General features: G+C 36.8%; 19 protein-coding genes. 3 read left to right on the plus strand and 16 right to left on the minus strand.

The genetic code is table 11. The features are described from left to right. Window positions 1–14: 14 nt before the first annotated feature. The 4 genes from D1094_RS11255 to D1094_RS11270 all read right to left on the minus strand — a co-directional run bounded on the left by D1094_RS11255 (window position 15) and on the right by D1094_RS11270 (window position 4,438). Complete coding sequence (locus D1094_RS11255; protein WP_118960208.1) at window positions 15–2,954, minus strand: hypothetical protein; 2,940 nt, start codon at window positions 2,952–2,954, stop codon at window positions 15–17. Between the two features lie 74 nt (window positions 2,955–3,028). Next, window positions 3,029–3,514, minus strand: coding sequence for a DUF4442 domain-containing protein (locus D1094_RS11260; RefSeq protein WP_118960209.1), 486 nt, complete (start codon window positions 3,512–3,514; stop codon window positions 3,029–3,031). A 97-nt stretch (window positions 3,515–3,611) separates the two neighbouring features. Then, window positions 3,612–4,073 (minus strand): DUF523 domain-containing protein, encoded by a 462-nt coding sequence (locus tag D1094_RS11265; protein ID WP_118960210.1) that lies wholly within the window; start codon window positions 4,071–4,073, stop codon window positions 3,612–3,614. A gap of 17 nt (window positions 4,074–4,090) precedes the next feature. Then, window positions 4,091–4,438 carry a DUF3630 family protein gene (locus D1094_RS11270; protein ID WP_118960211.1) on the minus strand — a complete coding sequence of 116 codons (348 nt, stop codon included), beginning with the start codon at window positions 4,436–4,438 and terminating at the stop codon, window positions 4,091–4,093. A gap of 264 nt (window positions 4,439–4,702) precedes the next feature. Between D1094_RS11270 and D1094_RS11275 the strand changes: the two genes are divergently transcribed. Next, window positions 4,703–5,002: a cytochrome c gene (locus D1094_RS11275; RefSeq protein ID WP_118960212.1), complete on the plus strand. Its 300-nt coding sequence runs from the start codon at window positions 4,703–4,705 to the stop codon at window positions 5,000–5,002. Window positions 5,003–5,133: 131 nt separating this feature from the next. On the opposite strand, the gene prsT is transcribed toward D1094_RS11275, so the two are convergent. The 8 genes from prsT to D1094_RS11315 form a co-directional block, all read right to left on the minus strand. Further along, window positions 5,134–7,878: an XrtA/PEP-CTERM system TPR-repeat protein PrsT gene (prsT, locus tag D1094_RS11280; RefSeq protein ID WP_118960213.1), complete on the minus strand. Its 2,745-nt coding sequence runs from the start codon at window positions 7,876–7,878 to the stop codon at window positions 5,134–5,136. 90 nt (window positions 7,879–7,968) lie between these two features. Further along, a complete protein-coding gene (gene wecB / locus D1094_RS11285; protein WP_118960214.1) occupies window positions 7,969–10,260 on the minus strand; it encodes a non-hydrolyzing UDP-N-acetylglucosamine 2-epimerase in 2,292 nt (763 codons plus the stop codon). Between the two features lie 112 nt (window positions 10,261–10,372). Next, a complete protein-coding gene (locus tag D1094_RS11290; protein ID WP_118960215.1) occupies window positions 10,373–11,209 on the minus strand; it encodes a hydrolase 1, exosortase A system-associated in 837 nt (278 codons plus the stop codon). Then, entirely contained in the window at window positions 11,199–12,083 is an 885-nt protein-coding gene (locus D1094_RS11295) for a hypothetical protein (protein ID WP_118960216.1), read from the minus strand. The genes D1094_RS11290 and D1094_RS11295 overlap by 11 nt, the downstream gene beginning before the upstream one ends. 3 nt (window positions 12,084–12,086) lie before the next feature. Beyond that, the gene (locus D1094_RS11300) at window positions 12,087–12,338 is read right to left on the minus strand and encodes an acyl carrier protein (RefSeq protein WP_118960217.1); all 252 of its coding nucleotides are present in this window, start codon (window positions 12,336–12,338) and stop codon (window positions 12,087–12,089) included. 28 nt (window positions 12,339–12,366) lie between these two features. Continuing rightward, window positions 12,367–13,458 (minus strand): GNAT family N-acetyltransferase, encoded by a 1,092-nt coding sequence (locus D1094_RS11305; RefSeq protein WP_118960218.1) that lies wholly within the window; start codon window positions 13,456–13,458, stop codon window positions 12,367–12,369. A gap of 68 nt (window positions 13,459–13,526) precedes the next feature. After that, window positions 13,527–14,924 (minus strand): phosphomannomutase CpsG, encoded by a 1,398-nt coding sequence (locus tag D1094_RS11310; RefSeq protein ID WP_118960219.1) that lies wholly within the window; start codon window positions 14,922–14,924, stop codon window positions 13,527–13,529. A gap of 20 nt (window positions 14,925–14,944) precedes the next feature. Beyond that, the gene (locus tag D1094_RS11315; protein ID WP_118960411.1) at window positions 14,945–15,193 is read right to left on the minus strand and encodes a ubiquinone biosynthesis accessory factor UbiK; all 249 of its coding nucleotides are present in this window, start codon (window positions 15,191–15,193) and stop codon (window positions 14,945–14,947) included. A 111-nt stretch (window positions 15,194–15,304) separates the two neighbouring features. Here D1094_RS11315 and rep point away from each other — a divergent pair, with 111 nt between their 5' ends. Beyond that, window positions 15,305–17,317 carry a DNA helicase Rep gene (gene rep, locus D1094_RS11320; protein WP_118960220.1) on the plus strand — a complete coding sequence of 671 codons (2,013 nt, stop codon included), beginning with the start codon at window positions 15,305–15,307 and terminating at the stop codon, window positions 17,315–17,317. A gap of 11 nt (window positions 17,318–17,328) precedes the next feature. Here rep and D1094_RS11325 read toward each other — a convergent pair whose 3' ends face one another. The 4 genes from D1094_RS11325 to ubiE form a co-directional block, all read right to left on the minus strand. Next, on the minus strand, window positions 17,329–17,760 hold the full coding sequence (locus tag D1094_RS11325; protein WP_118960221.1) for a hypothetical protein: 432 nt from the start codon (window positions 17,758–17,760) through the stop codon (window positions 17,329–17,331). A 205-nt stretch (window positions 17,761–17,965) separates the two neighbouring features. After that, window positions 17,966–19,603 (minus strand): ubiquinone biosynthesis regulatory protein kinase UbiB, encoded by a 1,638-nt coding sequence (ubiB, locus tag D1094_RS11330; RefSeq protein WP_118960222.1) that lies wholly within the window; start codon window positions 19,601–19,603, stop codon window positions 17,966–17,968. Between the two features lie 30 nt (window positions 19,604–19,633). Beyond that, window positions 19,634–20,284, minus strand: coding sequence for an SCP2 domain-containing protein (locus D1094_RS11335; RefSeq protein ID WP_118960223.1), 651 nt, complete (start codon window positions 20,282–20,284; stop codon window positions 19,634–19,636). Continuing rightward, window positions 20,284–21,087: a bifunctional demethylmenaquinone methyltransferase/2-methoxy-6-polyprenyl-1,4-benzoquinol methylase UbiE gene (ubiE, locus tag D1094_RS11340; RefSeq protein WP_118960224.1), complete on the minus strand. Its 804-nt coding sequence runs from the start codon at window positions 21,085–21,087 to the stop codon at window positions 20,284–20,286. The genes D1094_RS11335 and ubiE overlap by 1 nt, the downstream gene beginning before the upstream one ends. A 660-nt stretch (window positions 21,088–21,747) precedes the next feature. On the opposite strand from ubiE, the gene D1094_RS11345 reads away from it, so the two are divergent. Beyond that, a complete protein-coding gene (locus tag D1094_RS11345) occupies window positions 21,748–23,607 on the plus strand; it encodes a methyl-accepting chemotaxis protein (RefSeq protein WP_259337921.1) in 1,860 nt (619 codons plus the stop codon). The last annotated feature ends 96 nt before the right edge of the window (window positions 23,608–23,703 follow it).

Here is a 23,703-nt window from a genome sequence, read left to right on the forward strand (position 1 = left end):
CTCATTTAAAATACTTAACTATTCACCTTAAGTTGCTGAGCATTTTGCGAAAGTACATTAATTGCTTGTTGTGTTTTTGATAATAATTTCGTAACTAATGCAGGCTTTATTGATTTCAATTCGCTTGAAAGTAACTGGTTCCAATGTTCGCACATATGCTGTAACTCTGTTGCTGCCAATATTTTAGCATTTACCATTAACTCATCTATTGCCACTTGAGCCTTATTTTTTTCATGCTTTTTCATCGCATCCGATAAGGCAGAGAAATAGAGATGATTATCTACCAAATACTCGTCTAACATGTAAAAAGCTAACTCCGCAGAGCCTTGATGTTTAATATATCGGTTTAAATTAAATGTTTCAGATGCTTGATTTTTATCTGTCAATTTACTCAACGCTACCTGTGATTTTTTATTCTTTACTGAACTATTTTTAGCACTTTTTGCTAATTGCTTTGTTGTGTTTTTTGCTTGTGTAGCATCAACAGCTTGTCCTTCTACTTTTTCAGAAACAAACCACGGCGATAAGTGGCAGCATAACTCTTCTAAAGGAATGTCAGGCGTAATTTTCCGCAACTGCCATGCATTAGGTAAACCTGATTGTTTACATTCTTGTATCTCGATTTGCTTAGCAATATTCAAAATAACTTTCGCTGACGATTGCTCTAACCTTTTATGTTTATTAAGCTCCTGTGATAATAGCGAAGTATCAAACTCAGTGATTACTATATTAAAGCAACCTGACTGCCATAGTTCCAACATTTGCGTCTCATGATTAACCACGTGAACATGACAACTTAACCACTGTAACTGGGCAAACAAATTTATGTAATGTTGTGGTTCTTTTACAGCCAAGATAACTTCAATGTTTGATAAACTAAATGGTTTAACGGGCTGTTTTTCTTTAGATTGTAATAATGACTTTAGTGATTTTCCAGCAAGCAAATCTTTCATGCTATCTAAGTGCGGCCCCCCCTCTTCATTCACTTTAGTATTTTTTTGAATTCGGCTTGGCTCGCCTACTGAAGCAAGAGGTAATGTAAATCGACATTGGTAGCCTAATTCAGTCAATATGATTTCTGTATCTGAGCCATGTAATTTTTTCAAAAGTAAATCATAGTGATATGAAAGCGCATCTTCTGGTGTTAATTGCCCGACGTCTTGTAGCTTTTGCAGAGCAAGTGGTAACCCTTTAGCTTTATTCTTACTGACAATATTCGCTGTCACCAAAACTCTTTGCTGTGCAAAATCTTTATCTTTTAATTGAAGTGATAATTCAATTCGGTTACTTGTTTGCTCTTTAGTAACTAACTCAACAAAACAACGTATTAATTGAGAGAATACCTGAATATCTAATTTAACCTCAGTCGCAATTTGGTCACTAACTTTGAGCGATAGTTGGTGCTTACCCTGACGCAAAATTGGGTATTCATTCAACAAAGTTACATTTAATTCAGAGGCTAGATTCACATCCGTTAATTTAAGAACTCTCTCTTCAAGGATCAAAGCATTTATTAATTGCCATTGATTTATTTGCTGGAAGCACTTTATTAAATTTAATTTTTGAGGTTTTAATATTTGAGCGCTTAAATGGCTTCGAGTTTGCTCAATAGCCCTTTGCAAGTATTGATATTGACTTTGCTGTACCCGTAACTGTTGCTGTAGAACCTTTTGTTGTTGCTCTTTTTCTGAACCAACTTGCTCATTAAGTTGACTCACACGCGTTGACTGCTCAGCCAACTGCACAATTACCTTATCGTGTAACTTAACCAGTTCTTTATATTCAATCTCACGTTGACTGATATTTTTTACCTCATCAAAGGTATGTAGTAATTGTTCTTCTTCATAGCTCAATGAGCCAAAATCAATGTTGGTAGGGTTCGCTGATATCGCTTGCTGAGAATAATTAACCAGCTGTTGCATTCTTTTTCTTATCGCCTCAGATAATCGGTAGCAAAAATATATTGCCAACAACAATAATCCAGCTGTAACCCACCACAAGACAGAATATATTACTGATTTTGGCAATTCAGCAGTAAATTGATGAAGCACTCTTTCAAAAGGGCTTGCGACCAAAGCAGTTGCCATAACATCTGGAACTTGGCTGGTCATTAATTCAGCGTTAACTTGCTGAACTTGCCTTATTTGTTTGTTTATAAACTGTTGATACTGTTGCGATAAGCGTAAATAACCCTGCCATTTCGCCAATACATTTTCTTGACCCGTTAGCAACTGCTCTAAGGTTTCCAGCAATGCTTGATCAAATAACTCATATTCAGCTTGATCAATGGCCGTTAATAATTGCTCTATTTCTGTACGTAATTTACTAAAATATTGTGGTGTTGATTGAAAGTTTAGATTTTGAAAACCCTGTAAAATAGACTGCAATGCTTGATAATCTTGATTTAGAGTTTTGTTTTCATTAATTGCACTAGAATTATCCTTGTTACCAGACTCTGTCTGTAACAATGTTTCAATGGTACTAATAACATTTTGCTTTAATGATTGATTTCTTAACCGAACTTTTACAAGCCTTTGCAATAGTTTGTCACTATCAAGGTATTGCTTTTGCCATATTAAGTATTGCGACTGGTAGTCACCTGCTAATTTCGTTAATTTTTGATTACCCGCCATTAACTGCGCGTGTTTTTCTGCGAGCACAGTTAATTCAGTTGTATTGATAACTTGCTCTAAAAGCGCTTCTTGATTATGCAGTAACTGAATTTGCTTGATTAATGCTGTTGACGGATTAATTTGCTCCTTGACTAAAAGCTCTCGGTATTTTTCTTGATGAACAATTTGAGAGAGTAATAAAGCTAATGTGATGATAAATACAGCGAATATTAGGAATATCTTGCTGTAAAACAGCTGATGAAATAATTGACCATTTTCAAACTCAGATTGAGTTTGGTTATTATTATGAAGGCTATCTTCACCTTCCTTACTTTTTTTCATAAGTTAACTATTTGTTCGTTCAATCCCTTAATAATAGTTTAACTTATTTATCTCAGTCATCACATTGCAAATAATTACTTTTTAGTAACCCAAGCCCAATCCATTTCACATTCTATTGGTGCCTCACCCGATTCATCTGTAATTATCACCGATATAAACATATCGCCTTTCTCTTTGTTCTTAATCTCAGCGTGCTGTTCAGGTGTTAAGATTGCTGTTGCTGTTAATGCGCCTTGCATTCTTCGATTAAAACTAAGCTTCATTGATTTTAGCAAAGGTAACTGACTACTTGGTAAATTAATACCAAAAACGATACCTGAGGCTGACTCTGCTAGTAATGCTGCTGCCACCGCATGCACTCCACCGATATGATTTTGTACTCGTTTCTTATTTGCTAACTTGATGACAACTTTACTATGAGAAATCTCAGTAATATTAATGCCAGTCGTGTTTGCATACTTCACTTGCGAGCAAAAAAGCTTGGTAAGTAACCAAGGTTTGATAAATTGAGGTGAAAACTTGTTAATTTTCTTAACCATGCGGCTCAATCGATTAGGCATAAATACTCTCTTTAATTAGCTTTGCTCATATTGTGACTTTAACTGGTCAGACCTTCAAGCTATTTTTCTGCTTACTTTGTAATGAAGAGTCAAAAGTTTACTCTCCTTCTATCACTGCAATTAGCTGTTCAATGTTCTCCTCAGAAAATACTTTAATTCCATTAGCGGTTAGCAATTGGGTACAGATTCCTTGTCCGCTAATTTTAATATTCTCAAAGTGACCATTATGAATTTTATGGCTCCCGCATGAGGGGCTAGACTCCTTTAATAAAGCATAGCGAATATCGTGCTGGTGACATAACTCTAGGGCCTTTTTTGCGCCTTTTAGAAAAGCGTCGGTAACATCGACTCCGTTGCGTGTTATCACCTTGTTACTTCCCTGTTGAATTTCAGCAGCTGGTCTAGGAATAGGTAAACCACCTGCCACTTCTGGACAAATAGCTATTAAACGACCATCGGATAACCATTGGTGAAGAATTGTGTTATTTAACAAATTCCCTTTGCCATCGTAGCGTACTTTTTCACCTAAAAAGCAACGACTTATGAGTATTTTCTTCATACAGCTTCCTGTTGTTCTTACCTTACGAGTTTGCCTCTTTGCAAAAGTGATTGTTCTAATTGTTCATAGACTCGATTTAATAACTCTTTACTTGATTCATCGATACTTTCAATCCAGCAAGATTGACTATAGTAATCAAAATTAATAACAAACTGTGCTTTATTTTGCCAAGATACTCTGAAACTTTCTCTATCAGCACCAATAATATTTTCTTTTGTTTCGAAAGCATCAGCAATATAAAGCAGTTGCTCTATAAGGAATGGAATATCTTCTTGATACCAATATTTACAGTAATAAATTATAATATTTTCACTAACTAGCTCTATACTTTTAATTGTCATCGATATATCTTTTTGGTCAGCCATTGCTTATAACCCTATAAATTGTAAGTATTAAATTATACCAAGTTCTATTTACTTCCCTATGATACAACTTTATTTTTTATTAAGGCGTTAAACTTACACTAACGAGCATAGCCGCTAAATAAAGTTTGATATTAATCATTTGTAATAGAAAAAAACAACGACATATTGGAATATTTCTCATATACTCGAGTGAGTATTATTAATTTTATGGTGCTATGTAATTGGCTCCATAATGCCTGAAATCAACAAAAGAGAGTGATAACTATGAAAAAACTTGTGCTTGCTGTTGCAGCAACTCTAGTTATGGCTTCTCCAGCTTACGCTGGCGATGCTGCAGAAGGGAAGAAAAAATCAGGAATGTGTGCAGCTTGCCACGGTACTGATGGTATCTCTATGGTTCCTATGTACCCTAACCTTAAAGGTCAAAAAGAAGCTTACTTAGTTAAGCAGCTTAAAGACTTTAAATCTGGTAAACGTAATGATCCAACCATGAAGCCAATGGTTATGGCGCTTAGCGACGATGACATCGCTAATATTGCTGCTTACTACGCAAACTTAAAATAATATTATTTGTATGATCAAAAAAACCACTCACTGAGTGGTTTTTTTATAGGTGATTTTTTAATTAGCGACCTATTTATTAACAATAATTAATTAGTGACGCTATACATAAAAACAAAGCGTCATAATTCTTGTTACAGTCGTTTTACCAATTCCGCTTTCTTTTCATTTTGAGCAGCTGTTAAGGTTTCAAGATCGTTTATTACCTTTCTTGCTTCGCTTTGTTGACTGTTAGCAATTAAGATTTCAGCATAATTAAGCTCTATGTCTACATCTTGACCTTTGGCTAAATTACTTGCTTTGCTCGACTGCTTTAATGCACCGGCGAGATCTCCTTTTTTCAGTAAAATTTTCGCGTAGGTATCGAGCACATTGGGGATTTTTTCTCCATATTTTATTGCAGCTTCAGCATGTAATAATGCTTTATCTAACTCTCCTTGCTCTAAATACAACCAAGCAAGATTATTATTTACTAAGACATTATTAGGCTGACTTTTTATTAAATCAGCATAGTAACCAAGCGCTTTATCGTTATTATCACCTAAGTATAGGTTTGCTAATAAGGCTTTAACTCTTGCATCATTAGGATTAGTTTTAATATAGTTTGCTAAATGATTTTGCGCTTTATCTCTTTCATTATTTCCCATATAAGCAGCAGCTAAATAAATAGCATTCTGACTGTTTGTATATGCTTGATAAAGATTTTCCATTTTAGGTACCGCTTGGACAAACTTACCTTCAAGCATAAGTATTCTACCTAAAAAACCTTGCTTTAGATTTTCTTCAATTTCACGTAACGCAAGCGTTTGATATAACTCTTTTGATGGTTGAAGTTGCTTACTATTCAGTAATAGCTGCATATTAACCATCTGTAGAATAAGATTGTCAGGGTGATGTTCATAACCACGGTTAACAATATTTAAAGCACGCTCATAGTTGCGTTGATTTGCATAAGAGTCAGCAAGCAAAATAACAGGCTCAATATGATATGGACTTTGCTTCATCCATTTTTCAAGTGTCGATTGCTCCTTTGTTTGCTCTTGTAATTGTTTATAGGTTAAAACTGCAACTTGCCAGTAACGCTTTGGCAATTTATTATCATTTTCAAAGTTAACAAGAACACTTTGAGCCTTTTTTGCTTGCTTAAGCGTAAGCAATGCCTCGCTGTATAAAAGGGCTTTTTGTAATTCTTTTGGTTCAGCTTCATATGCAGCAGCAAGTTTTGCTAATGCTTTTTCATTTTTGTAAATACCAAAATAGTGCCTAAGGGCTTTATTATGTTCTGGATATACATTAATTAAATTGTCTACACGCTGCTTACTTAAAGCGTCATCTTTTTGAATTCGAGCAATACGCAACTGTTCTGTTAAAGCAAATAGGTTATTACTCTCTTTAGCTAAACTTTGCTCAAGTAACTGTTCAGCTTGTGAAAACTCTTCAAGTTTAATATGTACACTCGCCATTAAGTTAAAGCCGCCAGCTTTATCAGGGTACTTATTCTGCCACTTTTGCGCGATATTCTTGGCTTGCTCTACATCATTTGTTTGTAAAGCAGCATATGCAAGGGCTAATTCAGCTTCAACAAATTCAGGGTTTATTTGTACCGCTTCTTTTAAGTCTTGCATCCCTGAAGGGTCATTCATCATAAGTTTTAAAATGCCTTGTCGAGCATTTTGAGTCGCATCACCTGATTCTTTACTTTGACTTTGAGCCAGTAATTTTTTAGCCTCTTCGGTCGCGCCGAGTTCAAGTAATTTAAAGCTTAATGAAGACAAAAATTGTGCGTCGGTATCATTAACACTTTCTATGTCGCCTAAGGTTGTGCTTATTTCATCAACTAAGCCAAGTTCTAGCTGACTTACCGCTAACATTCTTCTTGCCTGATGCTCTTTAGGCAAATACTTAACGATACTATTTAAGTGGTTATAGCTCTGCTCCCAGTTATTCAAATAAAACGCACTCGCTCCAGCTACTAGCTTCAAACTAAATTGATTAAAGTTATTTGATAATGCGCGTTCGGCTAGCTCACTGGCAACACGATAATCAGTCGCTTCAAATCTAACCATTGCTTTAATGTAAAGAGCAAAAGGTTGATTAGTTACCCTGGCAAGAATAGCATCAGCAAGCTTTTCAGCCTCTTCATTCTCTCCTGCTTTAAGGAGGCTATCAGCCAGTAAAAGCTGCACAATTCCCGAGCGTGGTTGTTGTTCTATGTATTGCTTAAAACTCTCGCTAGCTAATGAGTAGTTTTTCATTACTGTTGCAATTTGTCCTTGCAACATTAATGTATCAGCTTGGGTGTTATCTATTGCTAACACTTTTTGCACTAGAGCCTCTGCATCTTCATTCTCATTTTCAGCAAGCTTCAAGTATGCTTTGGCTAAAAGACTATATTTGCCTTGAGCTGTCAGAGATTCAGCAAGCGCAACCGTTTCTTTGGCTAATTCAACATTTTCATTACGTAGTGACGCTAGGGTTTTATATGCTAAAAAGTGGCTATGCTGTTCATTATCAAGCGCGCTAGCTTGTTCAGAAAGTGCAATCACGTCATCATCAGCTTCCGTTAAAATAAATGCTCGAGCTAATAAGGGGATTAGCTCTTTACCTTGGTAGCCTAGTGATTTAGCGCGAGAAAGCTCCTTTTCTGCAGCAACACCATCACCTAAATTTAAGTATACTTGACCCAGTAAGAACCTTGCTTCAGCATTTTTAACATCAATACGGATAGCATTTTTTAATGCTATGATGCTTTCATTAACTTTATCTTGGGAAAGATACGTTTTCGCACTGGTTAAATGACTTTCTACGGTTTCTGTCTCACCACATGCTGATAGTGCTAATAAAACACTTAAACATACCGTTGCCTTCACAAATTTCATTTCTCTTCCTTAATAACTTAAATTTAGCCAGTGGCCTTATTGTAGAATAAAATAAAAAACCCATTAAATTATTTTAATGGGTTTGTTTTATTATGCCCTAGTGTTTAACAGTGGGCTTGTTACGTGCAAATTGTTATAACATTGATGGTCTGTAACTAATATGAGAACATCAGCCCAGCTATCAAGTTGCTCAATGCTATCAGCTTTAGCACAACGCCAATGTTCAACAAACGGGTCGTGATAATTAACTTCTACACCTGCTTGCTCAAAATGAGCTAACACATCTTCGGCGGGTGATTCTCTACAATCATCAACATTGGCTTTATATGCCACTCCTAGAATGCCCACTTTTTTACCGTGTAGTTCCTTAGATGAAGTCACTTCTTGTAGTAAGTTAAGTGTTTGTTGGGCAACAATACTGGGTCGTTTATCATTAATCGCTCGTGCTAAACGAACAAATTCACCAGCGCGAGTATTCTCGACTAAAAACCAAGGGTCAATTGGAATACAATGCCCACCGACACCGGGACCTGGCGTAAGCACATTAACGCGAGGGTGTCTGTTCGCAAGGCGAATCACTTCGTATACATCAACATTTAATTCTTGGCAAATTTCTGCTAATTCATTAGCAAAAGCAATACCCACATCACGAGAAGTGTTTTCCACTAACTTAATACACTCAGCCGTTGTTAGATCGGTTAAAAATACCTCACCCTTAACGAAACTTTGATAAATCCCTTTTACTTTTTGCTGAGCAGTATCACTACTTGCACCAATAATACGGTCATTATGCACTAGCTCATAAAGTGTTTGTCCAGGAATAGCTCGCTCAGGACAATGAACTACATCAACGTTAATACCTGCTGCTTTAAAGCGCTCTTCAACAGCTAAACTCGTTTGTGGAGAAATCGTTGACTCTACAATAACAGTTTGCCCATCTTTTGCGACTTTAGCTATTGCATCAACCGCACTAAAAACAAAACTGCGATCACAGCTACTACCTTTATGAGGAGTTGGCACAGCAACTAAATATGTATCACTTGATGGAATACTAGTACTCGCATTGAGGTAACCTTGCGAAACCACTTTAGAAATAAGATCAGGTAAACCCGCTTCATCAAAAGGGCATTGAGCTGCATTTATTGCTGCAACTTTTTCTTCATTTAGATCGACACCAGTGACCTGATAACCTGCTTCAGCAAGAAGACTGGCAATAGGTAAGCCCATATAGCCCATTCCTACAACCGCAATGCTTTCATTTCTTGAAATGATTTCTTGCTCAAGCGTATTCGGTGTTGAGTTAGTAATAATATCAAGAATTAACTCAGCGACGTGACCATCGCCAAAAGGATTGTTCCAAGATAAAGCCGCGCTATTCGTTTCAGATAACCATTTATCTGCAGCAGCTAGCGCTTTGTCGGCATCGCGGCCTACTAAAACATTAGCGCCTACTTCAATAGACTCTGGTCTTTCAGTGTTTTCACGTAACGTAATACAAGGTACGCCAAGTAAACAGGCCTCTTCTTGAATACCACCAGAATCCGTTAAAATAAGCTGAGCATGCTTTTGTAATTGAATAAAATCTAAATAACCGACAGGCGGTGTAAGTTTCAAATATTCTGGTAACTCAATATCAAACTCTTTTAGTTTAGCTTGTGTTCTTGGGTGAATTGGCCAAACAATAGTTTGACTGTATTTCGCATGAAGTTTGTCAAATAAGGCTAATAATTCAAGTAGGTTTGCTGATACATCAACATTTGATGCTCTATGAGCTGTTACTAAAAAGAATTTGCCCGCTTCTAACTCAAGGTCGTTTAAAATCGTACTCGTATTAGCAGAAATATCTAAATGCTGAAATAACGAATCAGAAACGGTATTACCTACAGTAAAGATTTTCTCATTATCTATGCCTTCTTTGGCTAAAATAGCATGCTGATTAGGCCCTACTGCAAATAAATACTCACTCATGTGGTCCGTTAAAATACGGTTAGTCTCTTCCGGCATGGTTCTATCATAACTACGTAAACCTGCTTCAATATGACCAACTTTGATGTCTAACTTAGAAGCCGCTAACGCACCGGCAAGTACGGTATTGGTGTCGCCTTGAACAAGCACCACATCAGGTTTTTCATCTAGTAAAATAGGTTCCATTTCAATTAAAATGTTGCCTGTCTGGTTACTATGTAAACCTGAGCCAACGCCTAAATTATAGTCTGGCGCGGGAAGCTCTAACTCTTTAAAGAAAATACTATCCATTTCTTGAGAGTAATGCTGATTAGAGTGGATAATAAAGTGAGCGATACCACGCTTTTTACATTCGCGTATAACCGGCGCCATTTTGATTATTTCTGGACGAGTGCCAACGATAATCCCTATTTTCATTTCGAGTCCTTAAAGTAACTATTTTCAATACGTAATTTGTTTATTCAATGCTCAATATTGTAAAACAATTTGAGTCAGAAGTAAGTTCATTACCTGCTTTTAATTATATCAATTATCCATTCTCCACGTGTGCGATTGTTTTTGCTAACAGCTCCCTCTTTAATATACTGTTTGAAAAGGTATGATCTGCCTCAGAAATCATTATCGTTTCACTTGATTTTATTGATAAAGTTTCCTGCCAGCTTTTATTTGTTTTTAGCAATATGTTAAATTCATCCGCCGTTAAATCATTACCGCTTAATATAATTAAGCACTTACCATTAAACTTTAAAAGTCCTTGTTCCATAGAATCAACAAACGAGGCTTGCTTATTTCGTGACTCTATACGACTCATTTTTTTATACTGTAAAAATTCTTTAACACTATTGAGTACATTTATTTTGCCTGAGCATACCTTTTTCCAGAAACTTCGATTAAAAATACGCTGAGTGTAATATGATTCAATATAGGTCTGTGCTTGTGTTGAGGCTTGCCTTACCCAAGGATTAACCAGTACAAGCCTTGTTACGTAATCATGCTCACACTGTTCAAGGTAAAGCAATATTGCTGAGGCAGCATCACACAACCCCCATAGCGTAATATTATTTAGTTGCGGCAACTGTTGTTTGAAAAGACCAATGGCATCACTGATATCCTGCTGAATATCCTGAAAATCAGCTATCTCACCTTCACTATCGCCTGCCCCTGAGTAATCAAAGCGAAAAACAGCAATGCCTTGTTCAGCGAGTGCTCTAGCGATATAGACGAATAAACGATGGCTACCAACTCGGGTTTGAGGGCCTCCAACTACAATGACAACGCCTTTGCTAGCCTCTTTTATTGGTTGATGTAATACACCAACAAGTTGTTTACCTTGGCTTTGAAATACCACACCGCGCTCAAGCATCATGACCACCTGAATTATCTTGAGATACTTGCAGAGCCACCTCAGAATTCTGTCGTTTTGATACCTTTCTACTTGTAAGCTGCTTATCAAAGACTTCAATAGAATGTGTCAATAATTGCGAAGCATTAACTAACTCTGTTGCTTGCCAAAATTTACTTTCTTCCATTGGACGAAAGTCAATTTTTTCTGCAAATACCTGCTGACATTGAATAAGCTGCTTTTCTCGTACTGCAGAAATTTTCTGCCCTACAGGTGTCCATTCAAACCAACAACAATTAAGTTCAAATTGTTGTTCTGCATAATTTGCACCATTGATATCTTGTTCTGCTAACTGCTGAAGTAAACCACTGGGTATTTCATAACCAGCAATAGCTATCATCTCTTCAGGGGTTACTACGCCATGTTCAGCTCTGTCACGTTTTTCTATACCTGCGGCTAAAGCTAAGCGTTTTAATTGACGGACAAAACGTGCACCATTTAACTCAACTTGCCAAAAGTGCACATGTTCAACTAATGAGAGTATCTCTGCACATAAAAGTAACCCTGCAGACAAACTTACTGACAAGGTAATCGGTAAGTCAGAATGCTGCTTAATTTCTTGTAATTGATTGACAATATCTTGTTGCCATAGTGTTAAGTCGCAGTGAAATAACTCGCCTTCACTATCACCGGTACCGAAATGATCAAAAACAATACTTTGATACCCCAAATCATAAGCGTGATTAGCTACTTTAGTTATCATGTGGCGCGTTTGGTTTGCTTCTTCAAATAGCGGCGAAATATATAAAATATGTCCTTTAATTTTTTCAGGCGTTCTACTTAAACGAAACAACTTTCCCTGCTTGCCTTGATAAAAATGTGCCACTAAGTTAATCATTAGTTACGATTTTCTTTCAACAATAAGTTGCGTTAATGTGTTAACAGTCGCGAAATTTTCTGCACTTATATCTTCATCATCAATAATCACATCAAACCTGTCTTCAATTTCACCAATAATGGTGACAATAGCCATTGAATCAAATTCAGCAATAGCACCAACGAGCTCTGTTTCTTCATGCCAAAAGTCGGCTTTATAATTAGGGATAGTATCCATTAATATCGCAATCACTTGTGTCACTACCGAGGTTGTCATGAGCTATTTTTATTCCTTTGTAAGAGTGTTATTTTTTTAACCAACGTTTTAAACGCTTAAGTTTGGGTAACCAAATATAAACCATCGCTTTGACCCGCCCAAGTATATTTTGTCTATTAAACACTTGTAGGGTAAGTCGAGATTTAGTCATTTTCAGCCAATCTTGTTTATATGATTCATCACCCATGCCAAATTCAATCATATCAACCTTATCATGGCTTAATACATATTCTGATATCGCTAATGATAAAATTGAGCCCACAGAAAATTGCTGAAAATCGGGGTGATATGCGAGCTTAAAGATTGATGCTGTTGTCATCTCTTTAGTAGACTGAACAAACCAAATCTGCGCTGCAGCAGGTTTATCATTAACGTATAATATGCCAAGTCTTAATTGATTTTTAGCTAAGGCAGAGCGACACACTTGCTCTATAAAGTCGTAACTGTATTCATCACCTTTCCAGCTTTCTGTATATACTGCTTTATAGGCATTAAATGCACGATCAAATAAATCATCAGAACTAACTATATCAATATTATACGAGGTAGATTTTGCCAGTTTTTTGCCGCGTCTAGATAGAGTATTTTTTAATTGGCTAGGCAGCTGTGCATAATATTGTTCAAACGTCGATAACTGATCTTGATAAATATTATGCTGCTTTGAAAAAACTTTACTAGCCCAGTTAGCAGAAGCGCCATTGGCAAATAAATCAGCTAACTCAGAGTTTTGTTCAATGGGCCCTATTTGCAGTGTTTGCCATGAAGATGATTGCAAAATATTGTTAACTAAACACTCCAACGCCTTGATATGGTTCGACTCGTCATAATGTTTAGCATAATAGTGCTCAATAACAGTTGAGTAAAAGCTGCCAAGTGATTTTAACCTTTTCCCCTGTTCTAAGTGAATAAAGGGTATGGCAACAATAAGCTGTTCAGCTTGTGAAGAGGTTTCAGTTGCCATCAAACAGTGAACAATAACTGATGCCCCTGCAGGCAGCATAAATTGTGCTGTTGCCTTCAACCAAGGTAGTGTTAGTTCAAATTGTTTAGCTGGATTAATAGCATCGCTAAATAAGCGTTCAAACTCATGCAAACTGAGTTGGTGATAGCTATAAATCATATTGCACTTCACTGTGTTTAATCATTGCTTATTCAGTTCCTAAGCAGGTTATCCCTATCGCTAATTATCTATTCGTTATTTTCTTTTAGTAATAATGACAATATTTGCTGTGTTTTTTCTTCCATCAAGGTTGAATCACCTTTAGATTCAACATTCAGCCTTACCACAGGTTCGGTATTACTCGAACGCAAGTTAAAGCGCCACATACCAAACTCCATACTAATACCATCTGTTTTATCAATCACCTGAGCCTCTTGTTGATAAAAATCAAAAACCCGCTGAATCGCCTTTTTAGGATCCTCAAGCTTATTATTAATTTCTCCAGACGATGGATAGGCGGCAATGCGTTGAGCAACTAGCTGCGACAATGGCTGCTCTTTTAAACAGACTAACTCGGCTATCAGCAACCAAGGGATCATGCCACTATCACAATAAAAGAAGTCTCTAAAATAATGATGAGCACTCATTTCACCACCATAAACAGCATCTTCAGATCTCATACGCTCTTTAATAAAAGCATGGCCTGTTTTACTTTGAATGGCCTGACCACCTGAGCGTTGAACAATATCAACGGTATTCCAAGTCAAACGAGGATCATGAATTATTTTAGCGCCGGTATTTTTAGCTAAAAAGTTTTCAGCGAGTAAACCAACAATATAATAACCTTCAATGAATTGTCCTTGTTCATCAAATAAGAAGCAGCGATCAAAATCACCATCCCAAGCTATTCCCATATCAGCGTTATGTGCAAGCACCGCTTCACTAGTAGCTGAACGGTTCTCAATCAATAAAGGGTTAGGAATACCGTTAGGAAAATTACCATCAGGTTGATGATGAATTTTTATAAATTCAACAGGTAACTTCAACTGATTAAATGCAGACTCAATCGCATCAAGCGCAGGACCTGCAGCACCATTACCCGCATTAACAACCAGTTTTAATGGCTTTTCACGACCTTTAACCAGATTATTCACATCAATATAGCTCAAAAGGTGCTTTGTATAAGCATCGCTTATATCATGGCTAGATAATTGCCCGCGCTGCTTAACTTCATCAAACTCATTACGCTCAGCCAAGGCTTGAATATCAAATAACCCCGTGTCGCCACTTATCGGTTTAGAGTTTTCACGCACTAACTTCATACCGTTATAATCAATAGGATTATGACTTGCCGTAACAACAATACCGCCATCACAAGCTAAGTGACTAGTAGCAAAATAGATATGCTCTGTACCTGCTAAGCCTAAATCAATCACATCAGTACCGCCTGACATTAAACCATCAGCGAGTGCCGTTTTTAGTTCTTCACTGGTTAAGCGGATATCTCCACCGACCACCACTTTCTTTGCCTGAGTATGTTGTGCAAAAGCACGGCCGATTCTATAAGCAACATCGGTATTCAGCTCTTCACCAAGCTTTCCGCGAATATCGTACGCTTTAAAACAAGTAATTTTTGATGACGTCATTTTTTTCCCTAAAAATAATATTATTTGCCTAACTTTTCTTCAAGTTCCGCTATTTTCGCTTCCATTTCGCTCAGTTTTGCTCGTGTTTTAATTAACACTTGTGTTTGAATATCAAACTCTTCGCGTGTAACCACATCTAACTGAGAAAGCTTTCGTTGCAAAACGGTCTTGGTCTTATCTTCAATATCATTTGCAACATTTTTTAAACTTACTGGCATTGCATCGGTTACTTGCTTAGCAATTTCTTCAATTTTTTTAGCATTTATCATCATTGTTTCTCGGCTATTTTCAATTTGCTTTATTGTAACGGTTTTGTCGACGACTAAAAACAGGTAAAATTCCCGCCGTTAAAAATTTGTATCGAACAAGCTAGAGAATCAATGAAACTTAACCCTGGACAAAATGAAGCTGTTAAATATGTAAGTGGCCCCTGCCTAGTACTTGCCGGTGCTGGTAGTGGTAAAACCGGTGTTATTTGTCAAAAAATAGCGTACCTCATTCAAAAGTGTGATTACAAAGCACGAAATATTGCTGCGGTAACTTTTACCAATAAAGCCGCAAAAGAAATGAAAGAACGTGTGTCAAAAATGCTAGGTCGAGATTTAACTCGTGGCTTAACGGTTTCAACCTTTCATTCGTTAGGCTTAGACATTGTCCGTAAAGAAATTAAAACCTTAGGCTACAAACCTGGTTTTACTTTATTTGATGACCAAGACACCTTTGCGTTACTAAAAGAATTAACCATTGATGAACTTGACGGTGACAAAGATTTACTCAATAAATTGCAAGGCATGATTTCCAACTGGAAAAACGATTTACTGCTACCCGATCAAGCATTAAAACTTGCCACTGATGCCGACACCAACGAGTATGCAGAGTTTTATCAGCGCTATCACCAGCACATGAAGGCATACAATGCCTTAGATTTTGACGACTTAATTCTTATTCCAACGTTATTATTAAAAAATTACGCTGAAGTAAGACAACGTTGGCAAAATAAAATACGCTACCTTTTAGTGGATGAATATCAAGACACAAATGCCAGTCAATATGAACTCGTTAGATTAATTACCGGTGAACGCGCCCGACTTACAGTAGTTGGTGACGACGACCAATCGATTTACTCTTGGCGAGGCGCTAAACCTGAAAACTTAGTATTGCTAGGTAAAGATTTTCCCCAATTAAAGTTAATCAAACTTGAGCAAAACTATCGTTCAAGTGGCCGCATATTAAAATGTGCCAATATACTTATTGCTAATAATCCACACGTTTATGATAAATCACTATTCAGTGAACTAGCCTATGGGCCTGAACTTAGAGTGGTTCAAGCAAAAAATGAAGAGCATGAAATAGAGCGTGTTATTGGTGAACTTATTGGTCATCGATTTATGAATAAAAGCCAGTATCGTGACTATGCTATTTTGTATCGTGGTAATCATCAATCTCGTTTACTTGAAAAAGCCTTAATGACCAACCGCATTCCTTACAAGATCAGTGGTGGAACCTCCTTTTTCTCTCGCGCTGAAATTAAAGATGTTATGGCTTACTTGCGCGTTTTGGTTAACCCAGATGATGATAATGCCTTTTTACGCATTGTAAACGTACCTAAACGTGAGTTAGGGCCAGCAACCCTCGAAAAGCTAGGTAATTACGCCAATATGCGTCAAATTAGTATGTTTGCCGCAAGTTTTGAGTTAGGGCTAGAGCAACACTTAACGGGTCGAGGTTTACATAAACTGCAAGCATTTACTGCCTGGTTAGTGGAAACTGGCGATAATGCGCAACGAGGTGATACCGCTGCAGTATTGCGCTCAATGATCCGTGAAATAAATTACGAAGACTATCTATATGATACTTCACCTAGCGCAAAAGCAGCAGAAATGCGGATGAAGAATATTACTGAATTATTCAGTTGGGTAACACAAATGCTTGAAGGTGGCGATGATGAGCCGCCAATGACATTGCCTGAAATCGTCACTCGGTTAACCTTGCGAGACATGATGGAGCGCAATGAAGAAGAAGATAACAATGATCAAGTGCAATTAATGACCTTACACGCTTCAAAAGGTCTTGAGTTTCCATATGTTTTCTTAATTGGCATGGAAGAAGGTTTACTACCTCACCAAACCAGTATTGATGAAGGCGGCGTTGAAGAAGAAAGGCGCTTAGCCTATGTTGGCATCACCCGTGCTCAGCGCGAATTAATATTCACTTACGCAAGAGAAAGACGCCAATTTGGCGAAGTAATACGTACTGAAGCCAGTCGTTTTTTACATGAACTACCTCAAGATGATTTAAACTGGGAACTTGGACAGGTTAAAAAAACAGAAGAGCACAAAGAGCAATCGAACAAACAAGGTGTTGCGAATTTACGTGCGTTATTTAAGAAATAACGCTTCTCAACTTATTTTACAGTGCAGTTTTCTTTTAAAGCTGGAAATAATGAAGCTTTACTAGCCACTCTAACTTTTACACAACCTGTTTTTATATCTATCTTCTCTTTCTGTATCAGAGTGAATTTCCCTTCACGTTCTGATTTTAGCTGATACTCAAATGCTTGATTACTGCCTTCAAACAGCGCCACAAACAGCCCTCCTACTATCGCACCAGCTAGCCCACCTGCAATCATATCTTCGTGGTTACCGTCCAGCTCATCTATAACACCTACAGTGGCACCTCCGACAATCCCCGTAACCACTTCTGAAGAAAGTTGCACTGGTTTTACAGACTCTATTGACGCATAAAATTCTTTTTGTATTTCATTCTGATTTGACCTATCAACACCTGTGCTTGAGCAACCACTTAATAAAATAAGAGAAATTAATGTTTTTTTCACTTTTCAGCCCTTAGAAATAATGATGAATATATCTCATTGTAGCTGGGTAAATTCTTTAAAAATGACTGAATAGTGTCTTATCTTTGTAAAAAAACGTAAGTAATAAAACACTCTAAAATATATCGTTGCATAGGCGCCAAAATAGAACTGTTATAGTTCAAACCTATCACTAACTAACTGGTTGGAACGATTAAAAATTTTCCATTTATTTTTTAAATGCATTAAATGCAAATACCACTGACAGCGTTATTGCACTCGTTGATAACACCACAAAATTTTGTGTCAGTAGAATAGCTGAAACCACCAATAAACCCGTTGAAAAAACACCATACAATAACTTTTGTTGTTGTGCTTTTTGTTGATTCAACATCTTTTCAAACATTATGCTCTGTTTATGATGATGATCTTTCCCCGCTTTAAGGTAGTCGTAAACGAGATCAGGCAATTCAGGTAATTTCTCATTCCAAAAAGGAAGATTCTCTTTAATTTTACTGAATACGGCTTTTACGCCCATTTGCTCTTTCACCCAGTTCTCTAAAAACGGTTTAGCGGTTTGCCATAAATCTAGTTGCGGGTATAGCTGACGTCCTAAGCCTTCTATATAAAGCAACGTTTTTTGCAAGAGCACTAACTGTGGTTGTACTTCCATATTAAACCGACGGGCAGTATTAAATAAATTCACTAACACTTGCCCAAACGATATTTCAGACAAGGGTTTATTAAAAATTGGCTCACAAACCGCGCGAATTGCAAATTCAAATTCATCAACGCTGGTGTCTGACGGTACCCAACCAGAATCAACATGTAATTGTGCAACTTTGCGATAGTCACGATTAAAAAAGGCAACAAAATTTTCAGCTAAATAGCGTTTATCTTCTCTATTTAACGTACCAACAATACCACAATCAATAGCAATCCATGTTGGATCATCAGGTGTACTTGCATCAACAAAAACATTCCCAGGGTGCATATCAGCGTGGAAGAAACTGTCGCGGAAAACTTGCGTGAAAAAAACTTCTACACCGCGTTGTGCTAATAATTCCATATCAACATTCAAGCTATGAAGTTTATCAATTTCACCAACACCGATACCGTAAATTCTTTCCATAACTAGTACGTTTTTATAACTGTATTCGCTATGAATCTCAGGTACGTAAAGAACATTATCGTATTCACGCCCTTGAGAAAAATTATGTTTTAATTGAATAGCATTCGCCGCTTCACGATTTAAATCTAACTCATCTAAAATAGTTTTCTTGTATTCAGCAACCACTTCTTTGGGACGTAAGCGTTTGCCATCAGGCAGCCATCTGGCGACAACGCCAGCAAATAAAGACATTACCTTAATATCAGCCATAATCGTTTTAGCTATATCAGGTCTTAATACCTTAATTACTACATCTTGTTGCTGCTCATCTTCAATCAAAGTGGCGGTATGCACTTGCGCGATAGAGGCCGATGCTAACGGTGTCACATCAAAATCGTTAAAATGTTGTTCGAATATATCAAGGCCAACAGCGTCGATAATAAGCTGTTTTGCTTCTTCACCTGAAAATGGCGTCACTCTATCTTGCAATAAGGCTAATTCATCAGCAAAGTTTGGTGGTAATAAATCGCGCCTAGTTGACAGCATTTGACCAAACTTTATAAAGACAGGCCCTAATGATTCAATCGCTAAACGAAAACGCTGCTCTACAGGCTTATCTTTATGTTTATTTCTCAGCCAAAAAATACTGAATCGTGCAAATTTTGCATACCAAGGTAGTAATCTTGGTGACACCATTTCATCTAAGCCATATTGCAAAAATGTTTTAACTATTTGATATAGGCGACGAGTGCTCACTGATATATTCAACCTTATGTGATTGTATAATTAATTTTCGTTTGAATGATTAACTAATGTTGCTAAACGTGATTCGATATTACTTAGCTGTTCTTGTGTTTTTGAAACGGCCTGATTAAAACGTTTTATTTCGCTATTTGTTACCGCTAACTTCTTCTCATGAATGAGAAACTCAGTTACATCTGATTCTAATGAGGTGATCAGTTGCGCTAAACTACTTTTAGCTTTTTCACTGATTTTTGTTAATTTATGTGTCGGCACATCACCAATATGTTTAGCTATTTCTGTTTGCCAATCAATTTCAAGTTCTTCTGCTATACGTGCAAACTGCTGAGCCAGTTTAATATCACCTTGTATATCGAGTTGTTCTTGTTTAATTAACTCAGTTAACTGCTGCTTAGCTTGCAATTGACGTAACGTAGTTACACTACTAATAAGTGTACAATCACTGGCAGCGCCAGTACTAGTAACCAAGAGTTTAGTATTAGAGGCACTGACACTAATAGGAAAATTTAACTCTGCTAATTCAAGGGTTAACGTTTTATTTTCTATATTGGTAAGTGACACAGGCTTGTTACTTAAAGCAAGTGCTTTATTCATAATAAGTTCAATAGCAGAGCAAAGAAACTGAGGAATCATCAGCTGCTCTGAAATGTTAACTGCACGATTATTTGCAAGCATTAAAACTTATAACCTTTGTGTAATGCTACGATACCACCCGTTAGATTTTTATAACTTGTTTGTTCAAAACCTGCATTTTCCATCATGTTTTTGAGTGTATCTTGATCTGGATGCATGCGAATTGACTCTGCTAAATACTGATAACTCTCACCATCTTTAGCGACTAACTCACCCATTTTAGGCAAAATATTAAAAGAGTAGAAATCGTAAGCTTTATTTAGCACTTCATGTTCTGGCTTTGAAAACTCTAGCACTAACAATCGACCACCCGGCTTAAGTACTGAAAAAATTGATCGTAGCGCTTTATCTTTGTCGGTTACATTACGTAAACCAAAAGCAATAGTCACAATGTCAAATGTATTTTCTTCAAATGGAAGATATTCGGCATTGGCTTGAACATACTCAATATTTTGTACTAACCCTCGATCACGTAATTTATCACGACCTACATTCAACATTGAGCTATTAATATCAGCTAATACGACTTGCCCTTCTTTACCAACAAGTTGAGAAAACTTCGCCGTTAAATCGCCAGTACCGCCAGCCAGATCTAAAACTTTATTACCTGGCCTGACACCACTTGCATCTATAGTAAACCGTTTCCATAAACGATGAATACCAAATGACATCAAATCATTCATCACATCATACTGTTTAGCTACCGAATGAAAAACACCCGCAACCTTTGATACTTTTTCTTCTTTTTCAATAGTCTGGAATCCAAAATGCGTTGTATTATCGGTTGTTGAATTTGCCGTGTTTTGCTCTGAAGCAGGGGTAGAATTTTTTTCGACTGAAGACATCTTGTTATCACTGAAAGCTATAATTGCCGATAGTTTATCTTATCAATGCTTGAACACCAAATGACGGGTTAAATTTTATTGATCTAAATACAACATTTTTTAGCTTATGTTTTAAAAATAGGAACCTGTGGGTATTGACTGTTAACTTTCATTGTAAAACTCTATGTAACCACAACAAAAACTAATAAAAGAACACAAAAATGAAATAAAATTACATTTTTACTTGTCAAGATAGAGTATCTACTCTATACTTCTCTTCGTTCCCTTATGTGGACGCTTGTTGTAATAATTGAATATTCTAGCTTTCCTCATAGCTAACTCGCCGATAGTAATGCTATCGGCTTTTTTTTACCTGCAACTTTATCATCTACTTACTTTGTAAAATAATTACAACACACTTTCTTTAGCTAAACCTATAAACTAGCTTACTTTCAATTAATTAAAAAAATAAAATGCTCGTTTTCATTTTTTGTGGCTATACTAAAATGGACAAAAAACCAAAAAAGATTTAGCACCTCAACTAAGGGATATAGATAAACTATGAACTTCTCCGATCTTTCATTTAGAAAAAAAATACTCATTCTACTTTTATTACCAATGTTTGGCTTTCTCTGGTTAAGTATTTCCTCAATAATCAGCAGCATAAAAATAAGCAATGAAATGTCGACCATCTCCCAACTAACAGAGTTGTCTACAGTATACAGCGAGTTAGTGCATGAACTTCAAAAAGAACGAGGAATGACGGCTGGTTTTTTAAGTTCAAAAGGGACTAAATTTGTCAATAAATTACCGAATCAAAGACAAAATACAGATAACAAAATTGGCAAAAGAACACAGTACCTAAATGAAAATAAACTTCACCTTCCTGAAATAAAGCAACTTAATCAAGTAGTCAGTCAAAGTCTGCAACAATTAGCAAATATAAGACAACAAGTGTCTAAGCAATCGATTTCTACGCCTGATGCCATTACATTTTATACCCAATTAAATGCTAAATTACTTAGTGTCGCGGTTATTAGTTCTGATATAAGTACCGATGCAGTAGTCACTAGAGAAACCGTTGCTTATTACAACTTCCTTCAGGGAAAAGAAAGAGCGGGTATAGAGCGCGCAGTATTAAGTGGCACTTTTTCGGCGGATAAATTTGCTCCAGGTATGCTCGTTAAATTTATTAGTTTAGTGACCGAACAAAAAACATTTTTCGATAATTTTAATAATTTTGCAAATGATGAAAACATTACTTTTTTTCAACAAGCAATCGATCACCCAGCCGTTCGAGAAGTTTTGAAATTGAGAGAAGTGGCATCAAGCAAAGCGGAAAGCTTCGGCATTGATAGTGAATATTGGTTTAGTCAATCAACAGGCCGTATAGGACAGCTTAAAAAAGTAGAAAGTAAACTGAGTGAAACATTATTAGCACTTGCTCATGAAAAACAATCAAGCGCCTCTTACTCAATGATGATAAATATTATCTCTAGCGGTATTTTAATTTTCATTGCGCTATTAATTAGCCATTACATTATTAAAGAATTAACAAACCGCGTTCACGATTTAACCGCACTCATGGCTAAGGTGAGAGATGACAACGATTTAAGAGTACAAAGCACATTTATAGATAACAGCGAATTAGGGCAAATTGCGGCGGCTCTTAATTTAACACTGCAAAAATTTTCAACTGCTATCAGTGAAATATCGCATTCAAGTCTTACCTTAGCTTCTGCCTCAGAACAAACCTCACAAACCTGTGAACTTAATTCACAATCAATGCACCAACAACAAGAAGGAATCGCATTAATTGCTACAGCCGTTGAAGAACTATCAGCAACAGTTAAAGAGGTAGCGAATAACACCCAAAGTACCTCCACTTCAGCGAGAGAAGCGGACGAGCAAGCCAAAAGTGGTTTAAGTATTGTGCAAAAATCCTATAGTTCCATTGAAACCTTAGCACAAGATATTGATGGCTTAGCGGTTCAAATTACTAGCTTGCACGATAGCAGTAATAATATAACTAAGGTCGTCGATGTTATTAAATCGGTAGCCGAACAAACAAACTTACTGGCATTAAATGCGGCAATTGAAGCAGCAAGGGCTGGCGATCAAGGTCGAGGTTTTGCCGTTGTAGCAGACGAAGTAAGAACACTCGCACAACGTACGCAAGACTCTACATCAGAAATAGAAAGCTTTATCAATTCATTACAAACTGATGCTAACTCTGCCTACAATGTTATTGAAAGCAGTCAGAAAAAAGCAGAAGATGCGGTGAATAGTTCAAAAGATGTTGAAGAAATGTTAAGTGAAATAACAGCTTCCGTCAGTGATATTTTTGCCATGACTGAACAAATAGCAACAGCTATAGAAGAGCAAGCAGTTGTGACACAAGATGTTGCTCAAAATGTCGTGAATATTGAACAAAAAGCCCAAGAAGAATCAACGGGAGCAAGTCAAATTGCCGCCACAGCGAAAGAACAAGCTTTACTTGCTAGTAAGCTTCAAGATATTGCCAGTACCTTTAAGGTTTAAAAGGTTTAAAAACTAATCATTGCTTCATAATATCACTGAAGCAATGATTAAGTGAATTTCCATACGCTGTTATGGGTAGTTACCATTTCCTCTTAG

The sequence above is a fragment of the Colwellia sp. RSH04 genome, from assembly GCF_003545765.1.
Taxonomy (GTDB): domain Bacteria; phylum Pseudomonadota; class Gammaproteobacteria; order Enterobacterales; family Alteromonadaceae; genus Colwellia.